16 protein-coding genes, 1 pseudogene and 2 riboswitches are annotated in these 19,160 nt (G+C 69.8%); of the genes and pseudogenes, 8 read left to right on the forward strand and 9 right to left on the reverse strand.

Annotation, left to right across the window (positions count from 1 at the left end):
- Positions 1-29: 29 nt before the first annotated feature.
- The gene (gene cobF / locus DKM19_RS23400) at positions 30-788 is read left to right on the forward strand and encodes a precorrin-6A synthase (deacetylating) (protein ID WP_110705914.1); all 759 of its coding nucleotides are present in this window, start codon (positions 30-32) and stop codon (positions 786-788) included.
- On the opposite strand, the gene DKM19_RS23405 is transcribed toward cobF, so the two are convergent.
- The 5 genes and pseudogenes from DKM19_RS23405 to DKM19_RS23425 all read right to left on the reverse strand — a co-directional run bounded on the left by DKM19_RS23405 (position 777) and on the right by DKM19_RS23425 (position 6,112).
- Positions 777-1,475, reverse strand: a complete 699-nt coding sequence (locus DKM19_RS23405; RefSeq protein ID WP_110698375.1) for a (2Fe-2S)-binding protein — start codon at positions 1,473-1,475, stop codon at positions 777-779. The two genes, cobF and DKM19_RS23405, sit on opposite strands and share 12 nt — an antisense overlap.
- Positions 1,472-2,020: a hypothetical protein gene (locus DKM19_RS23410; protein WP_110698377.1), complete on the reverse strand. Its 549-nt coding sequence runs from the start codon at positions 2,018-2,020 to the stop codon at positions 1,472-1,474. The genes DKM19_RS23405 and DKM19_RS23410 overlap by 4 nt, the downstream gene beginning before the upstream one ends.
- Entirely contained in the window at positions 2,017-3,822 is a 1,806-nt protein-coding gene (locus DKM19_RS23415) for an ATP-binding cassette domain-containing protein (RefSeq protein WP_110698379.1), read from the reverse strand. The genes DKM19_RS23410 and DKM19_RS23415 overlap by 4 nt, the downstream gene beginning before the upstream one ends.
- Before the next feature lie 2 nt (positions 3,823-3,824).
- A pseudogene (locus DKM19_RS23420) lies at positions 3,825-4,898 on the reverse strand (iron chelate uptake ABC transporter family permease subunit).
- The gene (locus DKM19_RS23425; protein ID WP_110698381.1) at positions 4,895-6,112 is read right to left on the reverse strand and encodes an ABC transporter substrate-binding protein; all 1,218 of its coding nucleotides are present in this window, start codon (positions 6,110-6,112) and stop codon (positions 4,895-4,897) included. The pseudogene DKM19_RS23420 and the gene DKM19_RS23425 overlap by 4 nt, the downstream one beginning before the upstream one ends.
- A gap of 167 nt (positions 6,113-6,279) precedes the next feature.
- A riboswitch (cobalamin riboswitch) is annotated at positions 6,280-6,470 on the reverse strand.
- A gap of 94 nt (positions 6,471-6,564) precedes the next feature.
- A riboswitch (cobalamin riboswitch) is annotated at positions 6,565-6,776 on the forward strand.
- Positions 6,777-6,882: 106 nt separating this feature from the next.
- Between DKM19_RS23425 and metE the strand changes: the two genes are divergently transcribed.
- Positions 6,883-9,111 (forward strand): 5-methyltetrahydropteroyltriglutamate--homocysteine S-methyltransferase, encoded by a 2,229-nt coding sequence (metE, locus tag DKM19_RS23430; protein ID WP_110698383.1) that lies wholly within the window; start codon positions 6,883-6,885, stop codon positions 9,109-9,111.
- 160 nt (positions 9,112-9,271) lie between these two features.
- On the opposite strand, the gene DKM19_RS23435 is transcribed toward metE, so the two are convergent.
- Together DKM19_RS23435 and DKM19_RS23440 are read right to left on the reverse strand one after the other, a co-directional pair.
- Positions 9,272-10,480 carry a HupE/UreJ family protein gene (locus tag DKM19_RS23435; RefSeq protein ID WP_110698385.1) on the reverse strand — a complete coding sequence of 403 codons (1,209 nt, stop codon included), beginning with the start codon at positions 10,478-10,480 and terminating at the stop codon, positions 9,272-9,274.
- Positions 10,481-10,843: 363 nt separating this feature from the next.
- A complete protein-coding gene (locus DKM19_RS23440) occupies positions 10,844-11,962 on the reverse strand; it encodes a HoxN/HupN/NixA family nickel/cobalt transporter (RefSeq protein WP_110698387.1) in 1,119 nt (372 codons plus the stop codon).
- Between the two features lie 154 nt (positions 11,963-12,116).
- On the opposite strand from DKM19_RS23440, the gene DKM19_RS23445 reads away from it, so the two are divergent.
- The 3 genes from DKM19_RS23445 to DKM19_RS23455 all read left to right on the forward strand — a co-directional run bounded on the left by DKM19_RS23445 (position 12,117) and on the right by DKM19_RS23455 (position 13,941).
- Complete coding sequence (locus tag DKM19_RS23445) at positions 12,117-12,719, forward strand: superoxide dismutase (protein ID WP_110698389.1); 603 nt, start codon at positions 12,117-12,119, stop codon at positions 12,717-12,719.
- A 124-nt stretch (positions 12,720-12,843) separates the two neighbouring features.
- On the forward strand, positions 12,844-13,284 hold the full coding sequence (locus DKM19_RS23450) for an N-acetyltransferase (protein ID WP_162641697.1): 441 nt from the start codon (positions 12,844-12,846) through the stop codon (positions 13,282-13,284).
- Positions 13,285-13,377: 93 nt separating this feature from the next.
- Positions 13,378-13,941: a GNAT family N-acetyltransferase gene (locus DKM19_RS23455; RefSeq protein WP_110698393.1), complete on the forward strand. Its 564-nt coding sequence runs from the start codon at positions 13,378-13,380 to the stop codon at positions 13,939-13,941.
- Here DKM19_RS23455 and DKM19_RS49695 read toward each other — a convergent pair.
- Both DKM19_RS49695 and DKM19_RS23460 read right to left on the reverse strand, forming a co-directional pair.
- On the reverse strand, positions 13,933-14,097 hold the full coding sequence (locus tag DKM19_RS49695; RefSeq protein WP_162641698.1) for a hypothetical protein: 165 nt from the start codon (positions 14,095-14,097) through the stop codon (positions 13,933-13,935). The two genes, DKM19_RS23455 and DKM19_RS49695, sit on opposite strands and share 9 nt — an antisense overlap.
- 237 nt (positions 14,098-14,334) lie before the next feature.
- On the reverse strand, positions 14,335-15,117 hold the full coding sequence (locus DKM19_RS23460) for an IclR family transcriptional regulator (protein WP_110698395.1): 783 nt from the start codon (positions 15,115-15,117) through the stop codon (positions 14,335-14,337).
- A gap of 94 nt (positions 15,118-15,211) precedes the next feature.
- Here DKM19_RS23460 and DKM19_RS23465 point away from each other — a divergent pair, with 94 nt between their 5' ends.
- From DKM19_RS23465 to DKM19_RS23475, 3 genes are read left to right on the forward strand one after another with little or no spacing between them, the layout of a single operon-like run.
- A complete protein-coding gene (locus DKM19_RS23465; protein WP_204358965.1) occupies positions 15,212-16,624 on the forward strand; it encodes an aldehyde dehydrogenase family protein in 1,413 nt (470 codons plus the stop codon).
- Positions 16,621-18,105, forward strand: a complete 1,485-nt coding sequence (locus DKM19_RS23470; RefSeq protein ID WP_110698397.1) for a sugar ABC transporter ATP-binding protein — start codon at positions 16,621-16,623, stop codon at positions 18,103-18,105. The genes DKM19_RS23465 and DKM19_RS23470 overlap by 4 nt, the downstream gene beginning before the upstream one ends.
- A complete protein-coding gene (locus DKM19_RS23475) occupies positions 18,102-19,112 on the forward strand; it encodes an ABC transporter permease (RefSeq protein WP_110698399.1) in 1,011 nt (336 codons plus the stop codon). Before DKM19_RS23470 ends, DKM19_RS23475 begins: the two co-directional genes overlap by 4 nt.
- The last annotated feature ends 48 nt before the right edge of the window (positions 19,113-19,160 follow it).

Consider the following 19,160-nt stretch of genomic DNA (forward strand, 5'->3'; position numbering starts at 1 on the left):
CCCTCCGCCGAGAGGGCAGACTTTCCTGCGTGAAGCGAATCCTCATCATCGGCATCGGCGCGGGTGACCCGGACCATCTCACCCTCCAGGCGGTCAAGGCCATCGGCCGGGCCGACGCGTTCCTCGTCCTCGACAAGGGCGAGGCCAAGCACGACCTGATCGAGCTTCGCCAGGAGATGATCGAGGCGCACGCCCGTGAGCCGTACCGCCTGGTGCGGGCCCGTGACCCCGAGCGGGACCGGAGCACCCCCGCCTACGCCACCGCCGTCGAACAGTGGCGGTCGCGGCGCGCGGACCTGTACGAGGCGTTCATCCGCGACGAGCTCGGCGACGACGAGACCGGCGCGATCCTCGTCTGGGGTGACCCTGGGCTGTACGACAGCACGCTGTCCGGCATCGAGGAGGTCGTCGAGCGGGGCACGGTCATGTTCGACTACGACGTCGTCGCGGGCATCACCAGCGTGTCCGCCCTGACCGCCCGGCACCGCACCAGCCTGACCAGGGTGGCCCGGCCCGTGCACATCACCACGGGACGCCGCCTGGCCCAGGAGGGCCCCGGCGCGGCCGACGACATCGTCGTCATGCTGGACGCGCACTGCTCCTTCGCCGATCTGCGCGAGGAGTTCCACATCTACTGGGGCGCCTACCTCGGCACCCCCGACGAGATCCTGGTGGCCGGGCCGGTGCCCGAGGTCGCCGACCGCATCCGCGAACTACGCGCCGAGGCTCGCGAACGCAAAGGCTGGATCATGGACACCTACCTGCTGCGACGCCTCTCACCGTCGTGACCTCTCCAGCGAGCAGTCCCCGCATTTCCCGCCGCCCGGGACGCGATAATACAGGCAGCAGCTACGCCGCCGGAAGGTCAGATCCGGCCCGGTGAACTCGCCGGTGCCGCGTAGTCCTCCGGTGTCGAGCAGCCGGTCGGCGAGGGAGGTGAGGGACTCGCGTAGGCCGGGGCGGGCCCGCAGGAGGGTGCGCGCCGCCTCGGCCAGGGCGGAGCCCGCGTTGCCGCGCAGCAGTCCCGGGGCGACCTTGACGCGCAACCCGGCGCCCAGCGCGGCCAGGTGCCCGTCCATGACGAGGCGGTGGATGACCTGGGAGACGTCCTCATCCTTGGGGACATACCAGCCGCGGGCCTCGGGCAGCCGGAGCGCGGGTCCGTCCACCTGCTGCTGGAGGTCTCCGAGGTCGGGGACGACGCCGTGCGCGACGACGCAGCCCAGCACGATGGACCACAACCGGGCGGCGTGGCCGAGCTGGACGACCGAGGCCGCGATGCGGTGCTCGGACGTGCCGTACCGGGCCACCCGATCGGCCACCAGATGGGCGAACCCTTCCGCGTAGGCGTCTGCGACAGGCCGCCAGACGCCGTCGGCCTCGCCGACGGCGAGGGTGAAGAAAGGGCCCAGGTCGGCGAGGTCGGCCAGTGCGGCGGCGACCGCTTCGGGCGGGGCAGGCCGTAGGAGGGTCATGCGTGCTTGAACCCTTTGCCGGTGCGATCCAGCGGATCGGGTTCCAGCCCGAGGTAGGCGGCCCGGAGCTCGTCCCAGGCGGTGAGGCGCTCGTAGTCGGGCGGGTCGAGGATCTGCTGGCGGTCGGTGAGGAAGGGGTTGGGCAGCAGCACGGTCATCAGCTGGTCGCCCTGGCCGTTGAACATCCGCACGCCCCACGAGACGGGATGGCCGTCGGAGCTGATGGAGCGATACAGCTCGGCGCGGGCGCAGCGGCGGATCCGCCCGAGTTCGGGGCCGCCGGCGGTGTGCTCGCCGATGCACAGGTGGAAGTGCCAGCGGCCGAAGTCGACGGTGACGTAGCCGTCGTACAGGCTGATCCGCTCGGGCGCGTTGGGTGCGGCGACCTCCCAGGCGGCGCCTTGGACGATCACGCCGAACCAGATGTGCTCCCAGTGTTTTTCGAAGATGCCGGTGACCAGGGCCAGCAGGGTCTGCTCATCGGTGGGCAGGGCCCACACATGTAGGGTGCCGGTCCCGTGTTCCTCGACGACGGTGTGACTCATCCCTCTCCTCCTACGGCTTTCGTCCACTGCTCGCGGCGGGTCGGGGGGTCGATCAGGGCGCAGTCGCCGCACTTGCCGCCGTCGGGCAGGCGGTAGTACAGACAGCAGCTGCGCCGGACGAAGAAGGGGTGTCCAGGGGCGGGTTCGACCAGCTCACCGCTGCCCTCCAGGAGCCCGACGGAGAGCAGTTCGCGTCCCAGCGCGCTCACGCGGGACGCAAGCTCGGGGCGCCGGCGGGCGATGGTGCGGACGGTTCCGGCCAGTGCGGAGGCGACGTTGCCCCACAGCAGTCCCGGGGCGATCTTGGTGATCTCCTGGACGGTCTGCGCCAGCGGCTCCAGCAGCTCGGTGACCACGTTGCGATACAGCGGCCCGGCGACCCGCTCGGGGTCGACGATCTCCCAGCCGGTCAGGCAGGCGGCCCGCAGCGGAAGCGGACCACTTGGCGAAGGCTGCCAGAACACCTGAGCCGGTGCCAGATCGATGAGCACCTCACGGGCGACGACCGCGCCGATGACCGGCGACCACAGGCGGGCGGCCAACCCCTGGAACAAGATGGAGGCGGCGACCCGCATCTCGGTGGTGTTCAGACGGTCCGCCACTTCGGTGACCTTTCCTGACAGTGGGTCCGGGTCAGTGAGCAGATCGGTGAGCGGACGCCACCCGAGCTCAAGCGGTCCTGGTTCGATGTCGAAGTAGGCACTGATCGTCGCCACGTCGGCGAGGGCGTCGGTGACCGTGCGGGCGGTGGCGGGGCGCAGCCCCGGTTTCGGCCCGTCGGCGAGCTGGGTGGCCCATTGCCGCGCCCAGGGGGCGAGCTCTCCGGGTGCGGCGAACCAGCGGGTCTGGCCGTCGAAGGCGCTCTCATAGCCGTCGCCGGTCCATCGCACGGCCAGCTCGGCCGGTCCCTCATTCGCGGGGCGCCACCCTTCCCTGGCCAGTGCGCGCTCCAGCAGCGGGCGGTGAAGGCCGTCGGCGATCACTCGCGCCGCTCCAGCGGTTCCGCCCTGGAGCACGAACACGCCGGAGGCCGCGTCGAAGGACAGCTCATCGCCGTCGAACGAGGTGGCGATGGAGCCGTCCAGGGTCAGTTCCTCGGGGGTGCCGCAGCGCAGGGCACCACCGGAATCGATGAGCCAGATGCGGTCGGCGACACGTAGCGCCAATTCCAGGTCGTGGGTGGAGACCACGACGGTCAGGGAGCGCTCGCGGGCCAGGCGGCGCAGCAGGCCCATCAACGCGACCCGGGAGGTGACGTCGAGGAAGGCGGTCGGCTCATCCAGCAGGATCACGGTGGGTTCCTGGGCCAGGGCGCGGGCGACCAGCACCCGCTGGCGCTCGCCGTCCGACAGCTCGCTCACCGGCCGCTCAGCCAAGTGCGCGGCCTGGGCGGCCTCCAGCGCCCAGGTGACGACCGCGTGGTCGGCGGCCGACAGTCGGCCGGTGAACCCGGTGTGCGGGTGGCGGCCCAGCCCGGCCAGCTCGCGGGCACTCAGCAGGGGCGGCAGGTCGCGTTCGGTCAGCACGACGGCCAGCCGCCGGGCCAGTCCGGCGGCGTCGACGGTCGTGATGTCGGTGTCGTCGATGAGCACCTGGCCGGCCAGCGCCGGCTGGAGCGCGGCCATGGTGCGCAGCAGCGTGGACTTGCCGGTGCCGTTCGGGCCGATCAGGACGGTCAGCTCGCCCGGCGGGGTGACGGCGTCCAGGCCGTCGAGGACCCGCCGCTCCCGATGCCCGCGCCGCGCCGGATAGCCGGCGCACAGCCCCCGAAGGCGCAGCCCCTGCCGGGGTTGTTCGCTCATCGTCACATCCCCAGTCCGGTCCGGGCCGCGCGGCTGCGCAGCAGTACGGTGATCACCACGGGTGCGCCGAGGAGGGTCGTCACGGCGTTCAGCGGCAGTACGACGCCGCTGCCGGGCGCCTGGGTGGCCACGCAGCACAAAAGCGCCACCACCGCGCCGAGCAGCACGACTCCCGGCATCAGCACCCGGTGGTCGGCGGTGCCCAGCGCCAGCCGTGCCAGGTGCGGCACGGCCAGGCCGAGGAAGGCCACCGGGCCGCAGTAGGCGGTGACCGATCCGGCCAGCACCGAGGCGGTCAGCAGGGTGAGGATGCGCACCCGCCGTACCCGCACCCCCATGGTCCGCGCGTAGTTCTCCCCCAGCAGCAACGCGTTGAGCGGTTTGACCCCGGCCAGCGCCGACACCAGGGCGGCGGCGCAGACCGGCGCGAAGATCCCCAGATCGCCCCAGGTGGTGCCGGCGAAGCTGCCCAGGCCCCAGCTGATGAACTGCTAGGCGCGCTGCGGGTCGGTGTAGACCAGCAGCAACGTGATGAGCGAGGTGGCGGCCGAGCCGACCATCACCCCGACGACCAGCAACGTCACCACCGACTTGACGCGCCGCGACAAGATCAGCACCAACGCCAGCACGATGGCCGCCCCCACCGAGGCGGCTACCACCACCCCGGCGCGGCCGAGCCCCGCGACGCTCGCGGTGAACGCACCCGCCGTACCGCCCCAGCCGACGATGACCAGGGCCACCCCCAGGCTGGCGCCGGAGCTCACGCCCAGGATGTACGGCTCGGCCAGCGGGTTGCGAAACAGCGTTTGCAGCTGCACCCCGGCGGCCGACAGCGCGGCGCCGGCCAGCGCCGCGGTGATCGCACGCGGTAGCCGCACCGTCCATACGATCACCTGCGTGCCCGCATCGGCGCCGGCGTCGCGCAGCAGCGCGGGCAGGAGGTGGGCCGGCGGGATCGACGTCGAGCCGAGCATGATGGCCAGCGCGAAGGCGGCCGGCACGGCCACGGCCAGCGCGGTCAGCACAACCGTCCGGCGACTGAGCGCCGGGACGGCTACGCCGGCCAGAGCCGTCACGTGGTCATCTTCTGGTAGAAGACGAACGCGTGGCCGGGAGCCAGCTCGGGGTGCAAGATCGCGACCAGGTCAGCCAGGATCAGGTCGGGGCGGCCGACCCCGCGCTCGTAGAAGTCGTTGCCGCCGCCGGGGCCCAGGGCCTTGTTGGCCGACCAGAGGTTGCCGGATTCGAACGCGCCGAACTTGGCGTAGCGGGCGTCGGTCTTCTCCGCATCCGCCAGGGTCTTCCACTCGTTGACCGTGGCGAGCCAGACCTTGGCGTCCTGGGCCTTGGCCAGGACGGCCTCCAGGTCCAGGGTCGTGCTGCCCGACCCGGCGGTGCCGGCCCAGGGGTAGGTGCCGCCGGCGTCCTTGATCAGTCCGGCGACGTAGCTGCCGCCGTTCGGCATCGACCACTGCCCCTCATACATCTGGCCGGGCAGCACCGTGACGGGGGTGGCGGCCTCGGCCTTGGCCGCCAGGGCGGTGTAGTCGCTCTCGATCTTGCCGAAGACGCCGGTGGCCTTGGCCTCGGTGCCGGTCAGCGCGGCCATCAGCTTGATCCACTCGGCGCGGCCCAGCGCGGTGGACTCCAGCCACTCGGCGTTGGCCACCACCTTGATCCCGGCCTGACGCAACGGGCCGTAGGCCTTGTCCTCGGTGCCGCCGCTCATCAGCACGTCGGGCTTGGTCGCGATGACCTTCTCGGTGTCGACCTCCTGGCCGGCGGCGTACTCGGTGATCGCCCCGGACTTCACCCGGGACAAGACCTCGGCCGAGGTGATGTACCCGGCTGAGGAAACGCCCTTGAGAGTGTCGAGCACGCCGAGTTCGGTGATGAGCGGCAGGTGGGTCGTCGCGGCGGAGAACAGTGTCGTGATGGGCGTCTCGACCGTCACCGCGCCGGCCAGTTCACCGGTCAGCGGTGGGGCGGGCGTGCCGCAGCGCACCAGCACGTAGGTCTCCGGCTTCGCCCCGGGCGCGGGCTGCTTGACGGTGGCGACCTGGTAGTTCTTGGCGTAGGTCAGCGTGAGGTTGGTGGCGTACTCGAGCGTCTGCTTGACCGGGAAGTAGTCCTTGGCGGCGTCGAAGCCCGTGACGCAACGACCCTCGGCCCCGGCTGGGGACGGTGACGCCGAAGCACTCGGTGAGCCCTGCGACGCGGGAGCGCCACAGGCGGTGGCGGCGAGCAGGACGGCGAGTAACACGCCGGCGATCGGGCGGGGGATGCCCATGGATGGTCTCCTGGAAACTGGCCGCGGCCACCGTTCCTCGACGGCCGCCGCGACGGGCGAGAGGCCGGATCACCAGGAGAGTCCTGCACGCTGGGCAGGCTGAAGGGCGCCATGGCAGGAGAACCGCATGACGGTCACCGTTCCTCTCTTGGGGAGATCCGCCCCATTTCGTGAGGAGGCGACAGCGTGAGTCTCCTGGCTCTCGGGTCGATGCTCCTCCCGGCCTTCCCACCCGCGTGCGGGCAGTGGCCTGTTCGGGATTCGCTCGCCGATCACAGTGGCGGGACCGCACCGGATTCACACCGGTTTCCTCGTTCCGCCGTCGCCTTCACCGGCCATGGTCGCACAACCACCATCAAGGACAAAGCGGCCCCTGCCCTGACCGGACGCATCTGACGAACAGAGGAACTCTGGGCGATGGCGCCGTCGTGGGTGGGAGCGGGGCTGAGGATATGCTTCCGAGCGCGGTTGGTTCTTCCGGCGTCCTGTGGACACCGGAAGTCGTAAGAGGGAACCCGGTGTGAATCCGGGACTGCCCCGCAGCGGTGAGTGGGAACGAACGCCGTCATCGGCACTGGATGCGCGTCATCTGGGAAGCGACGGCCGGTAGGAGCGAGCACGACGCCCACGAGTCCGAAGACCTGCCAATCGCCCACGCGCCGTCCGGCGCGTGGTGGTCCATGGTCTCGTGGGAGGACCGGGGATGCGTCTTTTCGCATGCCTTCCGCGCGAGCGTGGACCGACATGGCATGAGCCGAGGGAAAGACGCCATGAATCAGGTCACCACGACCATCCTGGGTTATCCGCGCATCGGGGCCCACCGCGAACTGAAGCGGGCGACCGAGCAGTACTGGGCGGGACGGATCGACGCAGGCAGCCTGCGGCAGACAGCCGCCGAACTACGGCGGCAAACGTGGCGGGAACTGTCGTCCGCCGGGCTGGACGCCGTCCCGTCCAACACCTTCTCCCTGTATGACCACGTGCTGGACACCATCGCACTGGTCGGCGCGACCCCCGAGCGATTCGCCGGCGCCGCGGATCCGTACTTCGCGATGGCCCGCGGCGCCGAGGGCGTGGCGCCGCTGGAAATGACCAAGTGGTTCGACACCAACTACCACTACCTGGTCCCCGAGCTGGGGCCGGAGACCCGGTTCCAGCTGGACTGGAGCAAACCGCTGGCCGAGTACGGCGAGGCGCTCCAGATGGGCATCGAGACCCGGCCCGTACTGCTGGGACCGCTGTCGTTCGTGCTGCTGGCCAAGGCCACCACACCGGATTTCGCACCGCTGCAGTTGCTGGACGGTCTGGTCGAGCTCTACGCCGAACTGCTGGAGCGCCTGGCCGCGGCCGGGGTGGCGCAGGTGCAGTTGGATGAGCCGGTGCTGGCCGCCGACCGCACGCAGGAGGAGTTGGCCGCACTGCGCCGCGCCTATGCCCGGCTGGGCTCGCTCAGCAGCCGCCCGCGATTGCTGGTGGCCACCTACTTCGGGCAGATCGGACCCGCGCTGGAGATCCTGGCCCACTGCCCGGTCGAGGCGATCGGCTTGGACTTCGTCTCATCTCCCGCGAACCTGGAGGCGCTGGCCGCCATCGGCGGGCTGCCCGGCAAGACTCTCGTCGCCGGCGTCGTCGACGGCCGAAACGTCTGGCGGACCGACCCCGCGCGAGCGCTGGCGACCTGCGCGGCGTTGCTCGGCCTGTGTGATCGGCTGGTGGTGAGCACCTCCTGCTCGCTGCTGCACGTCCCGCTCGACCTGCGGGCCGAGACCTCACTGGAGCCCCGGCTGCGCCCGCGGCTGGCCTTCGCCCGCCAGAAGGTCGACGAGGTCGTACGGCTCGGCCGCGCCCTGAACGGCGAAGAAACCATCACTGCCGACAGCGGGGCCACCGAGAGGTTCCTCAACCCCCGGGTGCGCGCCCGGCTGGACGCGCTGGGCCAGGGCACCCCGCGCGCGCCACACGCCGAGCGGCTGGCCATCCAGCACGCCGGCCTGGTACTGCCGCCGCTGGCCACCACCACGATCGGCTCCTTCCCGCAGACCGGCGAGGTGCGCCAGGCCCGCGCCGACCTGCGTGCGGGCAGCCTCGATCAAGCCGCCTACGAGCGGCGGATGGAGGCCGAGATCGACCGGGTCATCGAGCTGCAGGAGGACATCGGCCTGGATGTGCTGGTGCACGGTGAGCCCGAGCGCAACGACATGGTGCAGTACTTCGCCGAACAGCTCGACGGATACGCCGCCACCGAGCACGGCTGGGTGCAGTCCTACGGCACCCGCTACGTGCGCCCGCCGATCCTGTTCGGCGACGTGTCGCGCCCGGAGCCGATGACGGTGCGCTGGGCCGCCTACGCCCAGTCCCGGACGAACAAGCCGGTCAAGGGCATGCTGACCGGACCCGTCACCATGCTGGCCTGGTCCTTCGTCCGCGACGACCAGCCGCTGGGCGACACCGCCCGGCAGGTGGCGCTGGCCCTGCGTGATGAGATCCACGACCTGGAGGCGGCGGGCATCAGAATCATCCAGGTGGACGAGCCCGCACTGCGCGAGCTGCTGCCGCTGCGGCGGGCCGACCGCGAGGCCTACCTGGCGTGGGCGGTCGCCGCGTTCCGGCTGGCCACCAGCGGGGTGGCCGACAGCACGCAGATCCACACCCACATGTGTTACTCGGAGTTCGGTGAGATCATCGGCGCGATCGGCGACCTGGACGCCGACGTGACCAGCGTCGAGGCCGCCCGATCGAAGATGGAACTGCTGGGCGACCTGCGCGCCTCCGGCTATTCGCGTGGAATCGGGCCCGGCGTGTGGGACATCCACTCCCCCAGGGTGCCCTCAACCGAGGAAATCGAGAACGCCCTGCGCACGGCCGTCGCCGCCGTCGACCCTGCCCTGCTGTGGGTCAACCCTGACTGCGGCCTGAAGACCCGCGGCTATCTCGAAACCGAGGCCAGTCTCAGAAACATGGTCCAGGCTGCTCTACGCGTCCGCCGGGAAACAGCCTGAATCACCGTGACGGCCGGGGCGCGATCCAGATGATCCACCGATCGCACCCCGGCCGTCACGTGCGGGTGGTAGTCGTTCGGCCGTCAGGCGCTGCTGTCGCGGGCTGAATCGTGTCCACAGGTCAATGCACGTTGCGCTTGCCGTGGTCGCGTAGGCGGCCTCAGACGCCGAGGATTCGCTGTACGAACCAGACCAGGCCCATGACCGCCACCCCGGTGGCGATCGCTCCGGTCGCCCACAGGCCCGCGACCGGCCGGCGGTGGCGCAGCAGGGCGAGCAGCGGGAAGACGATGATGATGATCGTCAGCTGGACGGTCTCGATACCCACGTTGAAGACGAGCAGCGACCACAGCAGGGTCCACGACAGGGGCTGGTCGATGCCCAGGGCCGAGGCGAAGCCGAGGCCGTGGACGAGGCCGAAGCAGAAGACCACCGCGAGCCGGGTCCAGCCCGCGCGGTCCAGGCTGAAGTGACCGCGGCCGAGGTCCTCGATGTCGGTGGCGTGCGAGCGGCGCCGCCACAGCCGCCACAGGTGCCAGCCGGCGACGACGGCGATCGACAGGGCGATGATCGGCTCGACGATCGCCGACGGCACGTCGACGAGGCCGAGAGCGGCCAGGATGAAGGTCACCGAGTGGGCCAGCGTGAAGCTCGTCGCGGCCAGCACGATCTCGCGCAGACGGCGTGAGCCCGCGATGAGCGCGAGCAGGAACAGGATGTGGTCGATCCCGGTGAGCAGGTGCTCGGCGCCGAGCTTGAAGAACTCCCCGAACCGTTCGGCGAAGGACTGCTGGGTGGAGAACGAGGGGTGCTTGGCGTCGAGGGCGGCGCTGCCGGAGGTCAGGTCGAGGTCGTAGGTGACCACCGTCTTGGTGTCGCGGACGAACTGCTCGGTGTCGGGGAACAGCGCGCTGCGCACCTCGTGCGCGCCCGCGGTGGGGCAGGTGTAGTCGAGCGTGAGCTTGGCGTATGAGACGCCGAGGCGCTGCTCGATGGTGAAGCCGCCGTCCTTGGCCGGGGTGCACGCCTTGCCCTCGGCGGTGACGCCGTAGCGCTTGGTCACGTATGCCAGCACGCTGTCGGTGTGCGCTTCGAGCGCGGCGGCCTGCTCGGTGAGGTCGCCGTCCTCGAACGCGGCGGTGCCGTCCTTGAACAGCGGTTCGTCTTTGGCGGAGTCGGCGGCCGAGACGACGAGCAGGTCGTACTCCAGGCCGAGCACGGAGCGGACGTGCCCGGCGCCGGGCGAGGTGAGGTCGGCGTACACGACCGAGGTAAATCCATGGGCGAAGGCGGGCGCAACGCCGAGCAGAACCAGTGCGGCCGCGGCGATGACGATTGCCCCGGCACGAAGCCGAGCGACGTTGGACATGAGCCTTCTCTACGTTCGATGGGATAAAGCGGACAAAATCTGCTTGACCCGGATGAACGAAGGGTGGCCCGCGCACAAACCGGCGACGAAACCAACCAGGCGAAACAAAAATGACGCAATTGCAAGTCAGGGGCGATAAGTCACCGTAGGTGACCCCGAGGGCGGTCATTGGTCGATCTCGGCCGGTGTCAGCGGGAGGCCTCACGCAGCATGATCGACCTGAGCCGGTTATGCGGCCCCGGACACAGCGCGGCCACGCGCCGGCCGTGACGGCGATACGGTCCCAGCGCTGTGCCTGCGTGCGGATGGGTGGCCGACCGCCAGGACGCCGGCGGAACCGCGGCCCGAAAACTCGCGCCCGCGTCAGGTATCGGCGTCGGCCGGGCGGACGTCGGCCGACCAGCGTTGTTCGATGCGGCCCAGGCGCCACACCGCCAGCGCGACGATCCAGGTGGCCACGAACAGGGCGACGATGGCGTAGCCGACGTAGTTGAGGTCCAGGGCGGCGATGGCGGCCAGCGGCCCGGATTGGATGTGGAGTTTGTCGGCGAGCAGGCCGATCAGCTCGATCGCCCCGATGAGCACCGCGACGGCGACCGACAGGGCGGTGATGGTGATGTTGTAGTAGATCTTGCGTACCGGCTTGGAGAAGGCCCAGCCGTAGGCGAAGTTCATGAAGCAGCCGTCGATGGTGTCCAGCAGGCTCATCCCCGCGGCGAACAGCACCGGCAGGGTCAGCACCGCGTACCACGGCAGGCTGAACGCCGCCGCCCCGCCGGCCAGCACGAGCAGGGAGATCTCGGTGGCGGTGTCGAAGCCGAGTCCGAACAGCAGCCCGATCGGATACATGTGCCACGGCTTGCGCACCGCCCTGGTGGCCCCGCCCAGGATGCGGTTCATGAAGCCCCGCTTGTCCAGTTGCGCCTCCAGGGCGGCTTCGTCATAGGCGCCGCGGCGCATCTTCCGGAAGACCTTCACGATCTGCCACAGGACCACGGCGTTGATCGCCGCGATGATCATGAGGAAGACGCCGGAGACCAGGGTGCCGACCAGTCCGGTGACGGTCTGCAGGGTGGAGGCGTCGTCTTCGACCTGGCCGGCCAGGGTGCGCACGCCGAGGCCGAGCAGCAGGCACAGGACGAAGACGATGCTGGAGTGGCCCAGGGAGAACCAGAATCCCACCGAGACCGGCCGCTGGCCGTCGGCCATGAGCTTGCGGGTGGTGTTGTCGATGGCGGCGATGTGGTCGGCGTCGAAGGCGTGCCGCATGCCCAGGGTGTAGGCGGTCAGGCCCAAGCCCACGGTGAAGGCCCCGGCCTGGCCCAGCTGGTAGTTGTGCGGTGCGATCAGTGCGATCAGCGAGAACCAGCCTGCCACGTGCAGCGCGGCGACGAAGAGGGCCATCCCGGCGATGCGACTCCACTCCCCGCCGGACAGGGGGTTCCTGCGCCGTGAAGGCGAGGTGGCGGCGGATGAGCTCATGCGATCACTCCATCAAAAAGGGACAAATGCCCCAAAAACTTACTCTTCTTGCGAAAGACTCGCAAGAGCAACCCCTGTGCGAGAAGACTTTCTTGCATGATTATTGTTGTTGCGAATAGATCGCGATAAGGTCTGGCACGACAAGGAGATCACTGTGGGTCAATACACGCTTCCGGATATGCCCTACGACTACGCGGCCCTGGAGCCGGCGATCACCGGTGAGATCTTGGAGCTGCACCACGCCAAACACCACGCCGCCTACGTCAAGGGCGCCAACGACACGCTGGAGCGGCTGGCCGAGGCCCGCGACAAGAGCGAGTTCGGCGGCCTGGTCGGACTGGAGAAGACCTTCGCCTTCAACCTGTCCGGGCACGTGCTGCACTCGATCTTCTGGCAGAACCTCTCCCCCGACGGCGGCGACCGCCCCGACGGAGCGCTCGGCGAGGCCATCACCGAGAACTTCGGCTCGTTCGAGGCCTTCAAAAAGCAGCTCACCGCCGCCACCGCGACCGTCCAGGGATCGGGCTGGGGCATCCTGGCCTGGGAGCCGCTCGGCCGCCGTCTGGTCGTCGAGCAGGTCTACGACCACCACGGCAACGTCGGCATGAACTCCACCCCGCTGCTGGTCTTCGACGCCTGGGAGCACGCCTACTACCTGCAGTACCGCAACGTGCGCCCCGACTACGTCGAGAAGCTGTGGTCACTGATCAACTGGAACGACGTCATCGCCCGCTTCACCGCGGCCAAGGGCGCCTGACCCCATGACCGCGGCGCCCGCCGTCCGGCCTTCCTTATCCGATGGTCCAACCGGACGGCCGGGCGCCGCATCCTCACGCATCCAGATCGTCGGCCCGCAGACCCTCCCGGGCTTTCTGGTGGCCGTGGCCGATGTGGGTGAAGAGGTCTTCACCCGGCCGCCGTGGCGCGAGCCGGTCTCCCGCGCCCGTGGCGTCGCGGCGCGCCTGCTCGCCGACAGCCACCGCCCCGGCTTCGTCCTGGCCCTGGCCCGCGACGATGACGAGGTGTACGGCTTCGCCTACGGCCACCGCTGCGCGAAACTGGCAACGCTGGCCTCCCGTCTCCCCGGTGATGACTTCACCCTCAGGGAACTCGCCGTCCTGCCCAGCCGCTGCGGACGGGGACTCGGCGCCGCCCTCCACGACACGGTCCTGGAAGCCGCGGGAGACGGGCCGCGATGGCTGGCCACCCACCCCGCGGCGACAGCGGCGCTCGGTCTCTACCGCAGCAGGGGATGGCGGACGATGACCCTGCACGCCTCCCACGGACAGACCCGTCTGATCATGCGCAAGTCGGCCCGGTGACGATCCGACGAGGCGACGGGGCCGGGTTCCACCTGATCGACGTCGCGGCACGCCAGAACGCACGCTCAGCGTCATAGCCGTTAAGGAGATCCCGTGGACCGGCTCGATGGGGCGCGCACGCTGGCGGTGGCCGCCGACGTGAATGCCCTTTACCAGGTGTGTTACAGCGCGCCGCCCTGGTCGGAGACCCCTGAGCAACTCGCCGCCTACGGCGGCCAACTGGCCGGCGCCACAGGCCGGCCGGGGTTCACCGCGCTGACCATCCGCGACCATGACCGGCTGCTGGGCATCTGCTACGGCTGGCCCACCCCCGAGGACCTGTCCGGCAACACCATCTACGACGGCATCATCGAGGCGTACGGCGCGGCCAGAGCAATCGCCCTGACCCAGGGCGCGTTCGAGGTGGCCGAACTCTTCGTTCACCCCGATGCCCAAGGCCAAGGCCTCGGGCGCCGCCTACTGCGGGCCATGGTGGCCGGCCGGCCGACAGCCTGGCTGATCACCTCCCCGCAAACACCCGCGGCCCGGCTCTACCGCACCCTGGGCTGGCAGGAAGAAGGACCGCTGCCCGCCGACCTCTACCCCCAGCTACGGCTCTCGGTCTTCACCTCCCCCTCGGCCGAGGTAAGGCGGCACTACGGGGCTCGATCACGGTAATCCGCGCCACGCGGCGACCTCTTTGGCGACGGCCTGGCCGAAGTTGTGCCGCAGGTGCCAGCGGTCGCCCACCTGGATGGCGTGCGGCAGCGCGCGGCGGATCGCTGTCGAGGGATCGGCGATTGCGATGCCCAGATCGCCGGATTTCAGACTCATCGAGCACGGCAGCCACAACGAACCGCTTGCCGTCGACGGCCTTTACTCCGAGCTCTACAACGTGCAGGCGAAGACCTGCCGATAGCGTCGGCGGGCCTATCCCGGCGATCAGGGTCGGGTGTGGGCTGATCGAGGAGGCGCTTGCCAGGGCGACTCCTCCAACCGCACAGCCATGATCGTCACTTCACGGCAGCGCCTCGGCGGCGTGTCTTCGGCAGATGTCTCTGAGCCCCGCTATCAGAGAAGTTTCGTGAGAGAGGCGACGGCCGTTTGCAGAGCGGGGGCGAAGGCGAGCAGCTCCTCGCGGGGCAGGAGAAAGGCGACCGTCGAGATGCTGACTCCGCCGACGACCGTACCGGTCCGGTCGAAAACAGGGGCGCCGATGCACCGTATGGTCTTCTCGTTCTCCTCGTTGTCGATGGAATAACCCTGTTCGCGGATTTGCGCCAGCTCCACGGACAGCCGTTCGAGGTCGGTGATCGTCTCCGACGTCTTCGCGGGCATTCCCGCGCGGGAGAAGATGGACTCCAGCTCGTGCTCCGGCAGGTGCGCGAGGATGCTTTTCCCGATCGCCGTGCAGTGCAGGGGCAGACGCATGCCGACGCGGGAGGCCATCCGGTAGGGCTGGTCGGCCTCGACTTTGTGGACGTAGACGGCATGGTCGCCGCTGTGCAGCGCGAGATGGACGGTCTGGCCCACGCTCCCGGAGAGCTTGGTGAGGACTTCGCCGATGCCGGTCGCGCCGGCGGCCTTGACCTCCTCGGCGAGGGCAAGCATGCGGATGCCCGCACGGTATCTGCCGCCACCCTCGCTGGCGACGAATCCTAGGTCGATGAGCATTGCGAGGATGCGATGCACGCTGGCCTTCGGAACGCCCGAATCGGTGCAGATGTCGGTGAACCGGCGCGGTCCGTCTCCGGCGACGGCGGCCTCCAGCACGTTGAGCGTCTTGGTCACCGCGTTGCCCGCCGAGGAGGCTCGGCCGCCATTACGTACGTTTTCGGTTGATCCGTAACCCATTGACACTCCCGTCCCTTCCGTCTTAATCTTCCGTCTATTCCACCGTGCGAAGCATTGTTCTACATAGTGGAACGAACTGGCAAGGAGCTGGACGTTGAAGAATCCGCTGACCGACGGACGAGCTCTACTCGTTCACAACCCTGGGACCGGCGCCGTACTGGGCGAGATGCCTGTCGCGACCGAGGACGAGGCGCGCGCGGCGGTCCGGGCTGCCCAGGACGCCCGGACCGCGATGGCCGCGACCCCCGCGCACGAGCGAGCACGGCTGCTGGCCAAGGTCGCAGACGGGATCGCCGCGCGAGCCGAGGAACTGGCCCGGGATCTGGCCGCCGAGAACGGGAAGCCGATCCGGCAGACCCGCGAGGAGATCGCGGCCGCGGTCCGGATCTTCCGCGGGTTCGCCGGAGAGGCGACCCGGATCTTTGGCCGGCAGATCCCGTTGGACGCCGTCCCCGGTCTTGAGAACCACCTGGCGGTAACGGTCCGGGAGCCGATCGGGGTGGTCGCGGCGATCGTCCCGTTCAACTACCCGGTCGAGTTGTGGGCGCACAAAGCCGCGGCGGCATTGGCGGCGGGCAACGCGGTGATCGTGAAGCCGCCGGAGAAGTGCCCACTCACACTGATGGAGATCGGCCGGATCATCGAAGCGGCCGGGTTCCCCGAGACGGCGCACCAGATCGTCCCCGGCGGGCCGGAGCTGGCGCGGTTCCTCGCGTCCACCGACGGCGTGCAGATGATCAGCCTCACCGGCAGCACCGCCGCCGGCAAGGCCCTGGCCGAGCTCGCCGCCGGCACCCTCAAGCGGACGCACCTGGAGCTCGGCGGCAACGACGCGCTGATCGTATGTGCGGACGCCGACGTGGAACGTGCCGCCGAGGCCGTCGTGCTCGGACGGCTGGCGCGCGGCAACGGGCAGATCTGCTGCGCCGTCAAGCGCGTCTACGTCGAGGACGGTGTGTACGACGCGTTCGCCGAGGCGCTGGAGGCGCAGGCCGGGAAGCTGGTCGTCGGCGACCAGCTGGACGAGGCCACCGATGTCGGCCCGCTGATCACGGAGCCTGCCGCCGCCGCCGTGGACCAGGCGATTCGGACAGCCGTAAATGACGGCGCGCGCGTCGTGGTCGGCGGTCCCCGGGATGGGGCGTTCGTGCCGCCGACCGTGCTGGTGGACGTCGCGCCGCACGCGGAGGCCGTGGCCGAGGAGATCTTCGGGCCGGTCGCACCGCTGTTGCGGGTGTCCGACGCTCTGGAGGCGGTGCGACTGGCCAACGATTCCCCCTACGGGCTGCAGGCGGCGATCTTCACCAGGGACATCGGGCGGGCCTTCTCGGTGGCCCGGCGCCTCCAGGTCGGGGCCGTCGTGATCAACGGCTCCACGGCACTGCGCGCGGAGAACCTTCCGTTCGGCGGCGTGAAGCTGACCGGCGGGGCCCGCGAGGGACTGCACGACACCCTCCTCGACATGACCGAGCAGAAGACCATCATCGTCATGGACGGCCTGGCGTGAGGCTGGAACTACGGGGCGTCCGCAAGGGATACGGCGGCGTCGAGGTCCTGCACGGCGTCGACCTGACCGCCGAGGGCGGGCAGGTTCTCGCCATCGCGGGCGCGAACGGCGCCGGCAAGTCGACCCTGATCAAGGTGCTGGCGGGGGCCGCCCCGCTGGACGGCGGGACGATCCTGCTGGACGGCGAGCCGCTCACCCTGCGCGGCCCCGAGGACGCGCAGGCTCTGGGGTTCCGGACCGTCTACCAGGAGCTCAGCCTCGTACCCCAGATGACGGTGACAGAGAACGTGTTGCTGGGCGCGCTGCCCACCAAGCGCGGGCTGGTCGACTGGCCGGCGGCGCACGCGCGGGTGCGGGCGCTGCTGGAGGAGATCGGGTTCGCCGACATCGATCCGCGCGCTCGTGCCGGGAAGCTGTCGGTCGCGCGCCAGCAGATGGTGGAAATCGCCAAGGCGCTGGCGGTCGAGCCCCGGATGCTCGTCCTGGACGAGCCGTCCGCCGTGCTCGCAGGCACCGACCTAGACCGGCTTTTCGACCTGATCCGCAGGCTGCGGGAGCGTGGCGTCGCGATCCTGTACGTCTCGCACCGGCTGGCCGAGGTGATGGAGATCTCCGACCGGATCACCGTCATCAAGGACGGCCGGGTGGTGGACACGCTCACCCCGGCCCTCACCAGCGAGGACGAGATCATCGCGTTGATGGCCGGGCGCCGGCTGGAGCAGATCTACCCGGACCGGGTGCCCGAGTCCGGTAAGCCGTTGCTCAGCGTGCGGGGCCTGAGCCGGGACGGGGCGTTCGACGACGTGTCGTTCGACCTGGCGGCGGGCGAGATCGTCGGCATGTTCGGGCTGGTCGGCAGCGGCCGCAGCGAGGTCGCCCGGTGCCTGTTCGGCGCCGACCGGCAGACGTCCGGGACGGTTGAGCTGGACGGCGCCGTTACGCGATTCCGCACACCCGGCGACGCCATCGGCGCCGGGGTCGCGCTGGTCACCGAGGACCGCAAGCACAGCGGGCTCGTCCTCGGCATGGACATCACCGACAACACGATGTTCGCGACGATGCCCCGGATCTCACGCGCGGGCCTGCTGAACACCAGGCGGCGGGCCGCGAACGTTCAGGACATGATCGAGCGGCTGGGCATCAACCCGCCGCGTCCGGAGATGCCGGTCCGCCATCTCAGCGGCGGCAACCAGCAGAAGGTCGTGCTAGCCAAGTGGCTGCTGACGCGGCCGCGGGTGCTGATCCTGGACGAGCCGACCCGCGGGGTCGACATGGCCACCCGGGTCGACATCTACCGCATGATCGACGAGCTGACCCGGGAGGGGGTGGCGATCCTGTTGATCTCCTCCGACCTGGCCGAGGTCCTCGGCGCCACCGATCGCGTGCTGGTGATGCGCGGTGGACGACTGGTCGCCGAGGTCGGCTCGGCGGACACGACCGAGGACGAGGTTCTCGCGCACTCGGTGGGGGTCGCGGCATGACAGAGCAACAGACTTCGACGGTGCGGGACACGGATTCGGGTAAGGCGCCGGAGGCTACGGCACCGGCGTCCGCCCGGTGGCGCGCGGCCGTCCCGCCGCCGACCATCCTGGTGCTGATCGGCGCCGCGATCGCGATCGTCGTGGTCGCGGGCATCACCAACGACTCGTTCCTCACCGAGGGGAACATGACCAACCTGCTCCGGCAGATGGTCACCACCGGGCTGCTCGCCCTCGGCATGCTGCTGGTCATCCTCACCGGAGGGATCGACCTGTCGGTCGGATCGGTGGTCGCGCTGACCGGCATCATGTCGGCCGGCCTGGTGAGCGGGCTTCCGCTGCCACTGGCGGTCCTCATGGCGATCGTCATCGGCGTGCTGTGCGGAACGGTCAACGGCATCATGGTCGCGCGGTTCTCGCTGGCTCCGTTCGTGGTGACCCTCGCGTCCATGACAACGTTCCGAGGCCTCACCTACGTCTACTCCAAAACCCCGATCACTCCCACCACGCCGGACTTCCTGACCCTCGGCTCGCAGAATGTCGGCCCCATCCCGATCGCGGCGATCATCGCGCTGTTGATGTTCGCACTGGGCTGGGTCCTGATCAACCGGACATCGGCGGGCCGGGCGCTGCTCGGCATCGGCGGCAACCGGGAGGCGGTACGGCTCGCGGGCGTCAAGGTACAGCGTCACCTGGTGCTCGCGTACGCGCTGTCCGGGTTGTGCGCCGGAGTCGCGGGCGTCATTCTCGCCTCCCGGGTCGGCATCGCACAGCCGAGCCTCGGTCAGGGCTTCGAACTTGACGCCATCGCCGCTTGCGTGATCGGCGGAGCCAGCCTGTCGGGCGGACGCGGCACCATCGGCGGCACCCTCGCCGGCGTCGTTCTGCTCGGGCTCATCGACAACCTGCTCAGCCTCTACGACGTGCAGAGCTACTGGCAGCAGGTACTGAAGGGGCTCATCATCGCGGTCGCGATCCTCGTGCGGCGAGGCGAACGGCAGAACACCTAGCTCCCCCACCGCACCGTCCCCCACCCCCTCATCCCCCCATCGCCTCGT

It is taken from the genome of Streptosporangium sp. 'caverna' (assembly GCF_003203775.1).
GTDB lineage: Bacteria > Actinomycetota > Actinomycetes > Streptosporangiales > Streptosporangiaceae > Streptosporangium > Streptosporangium subroseum.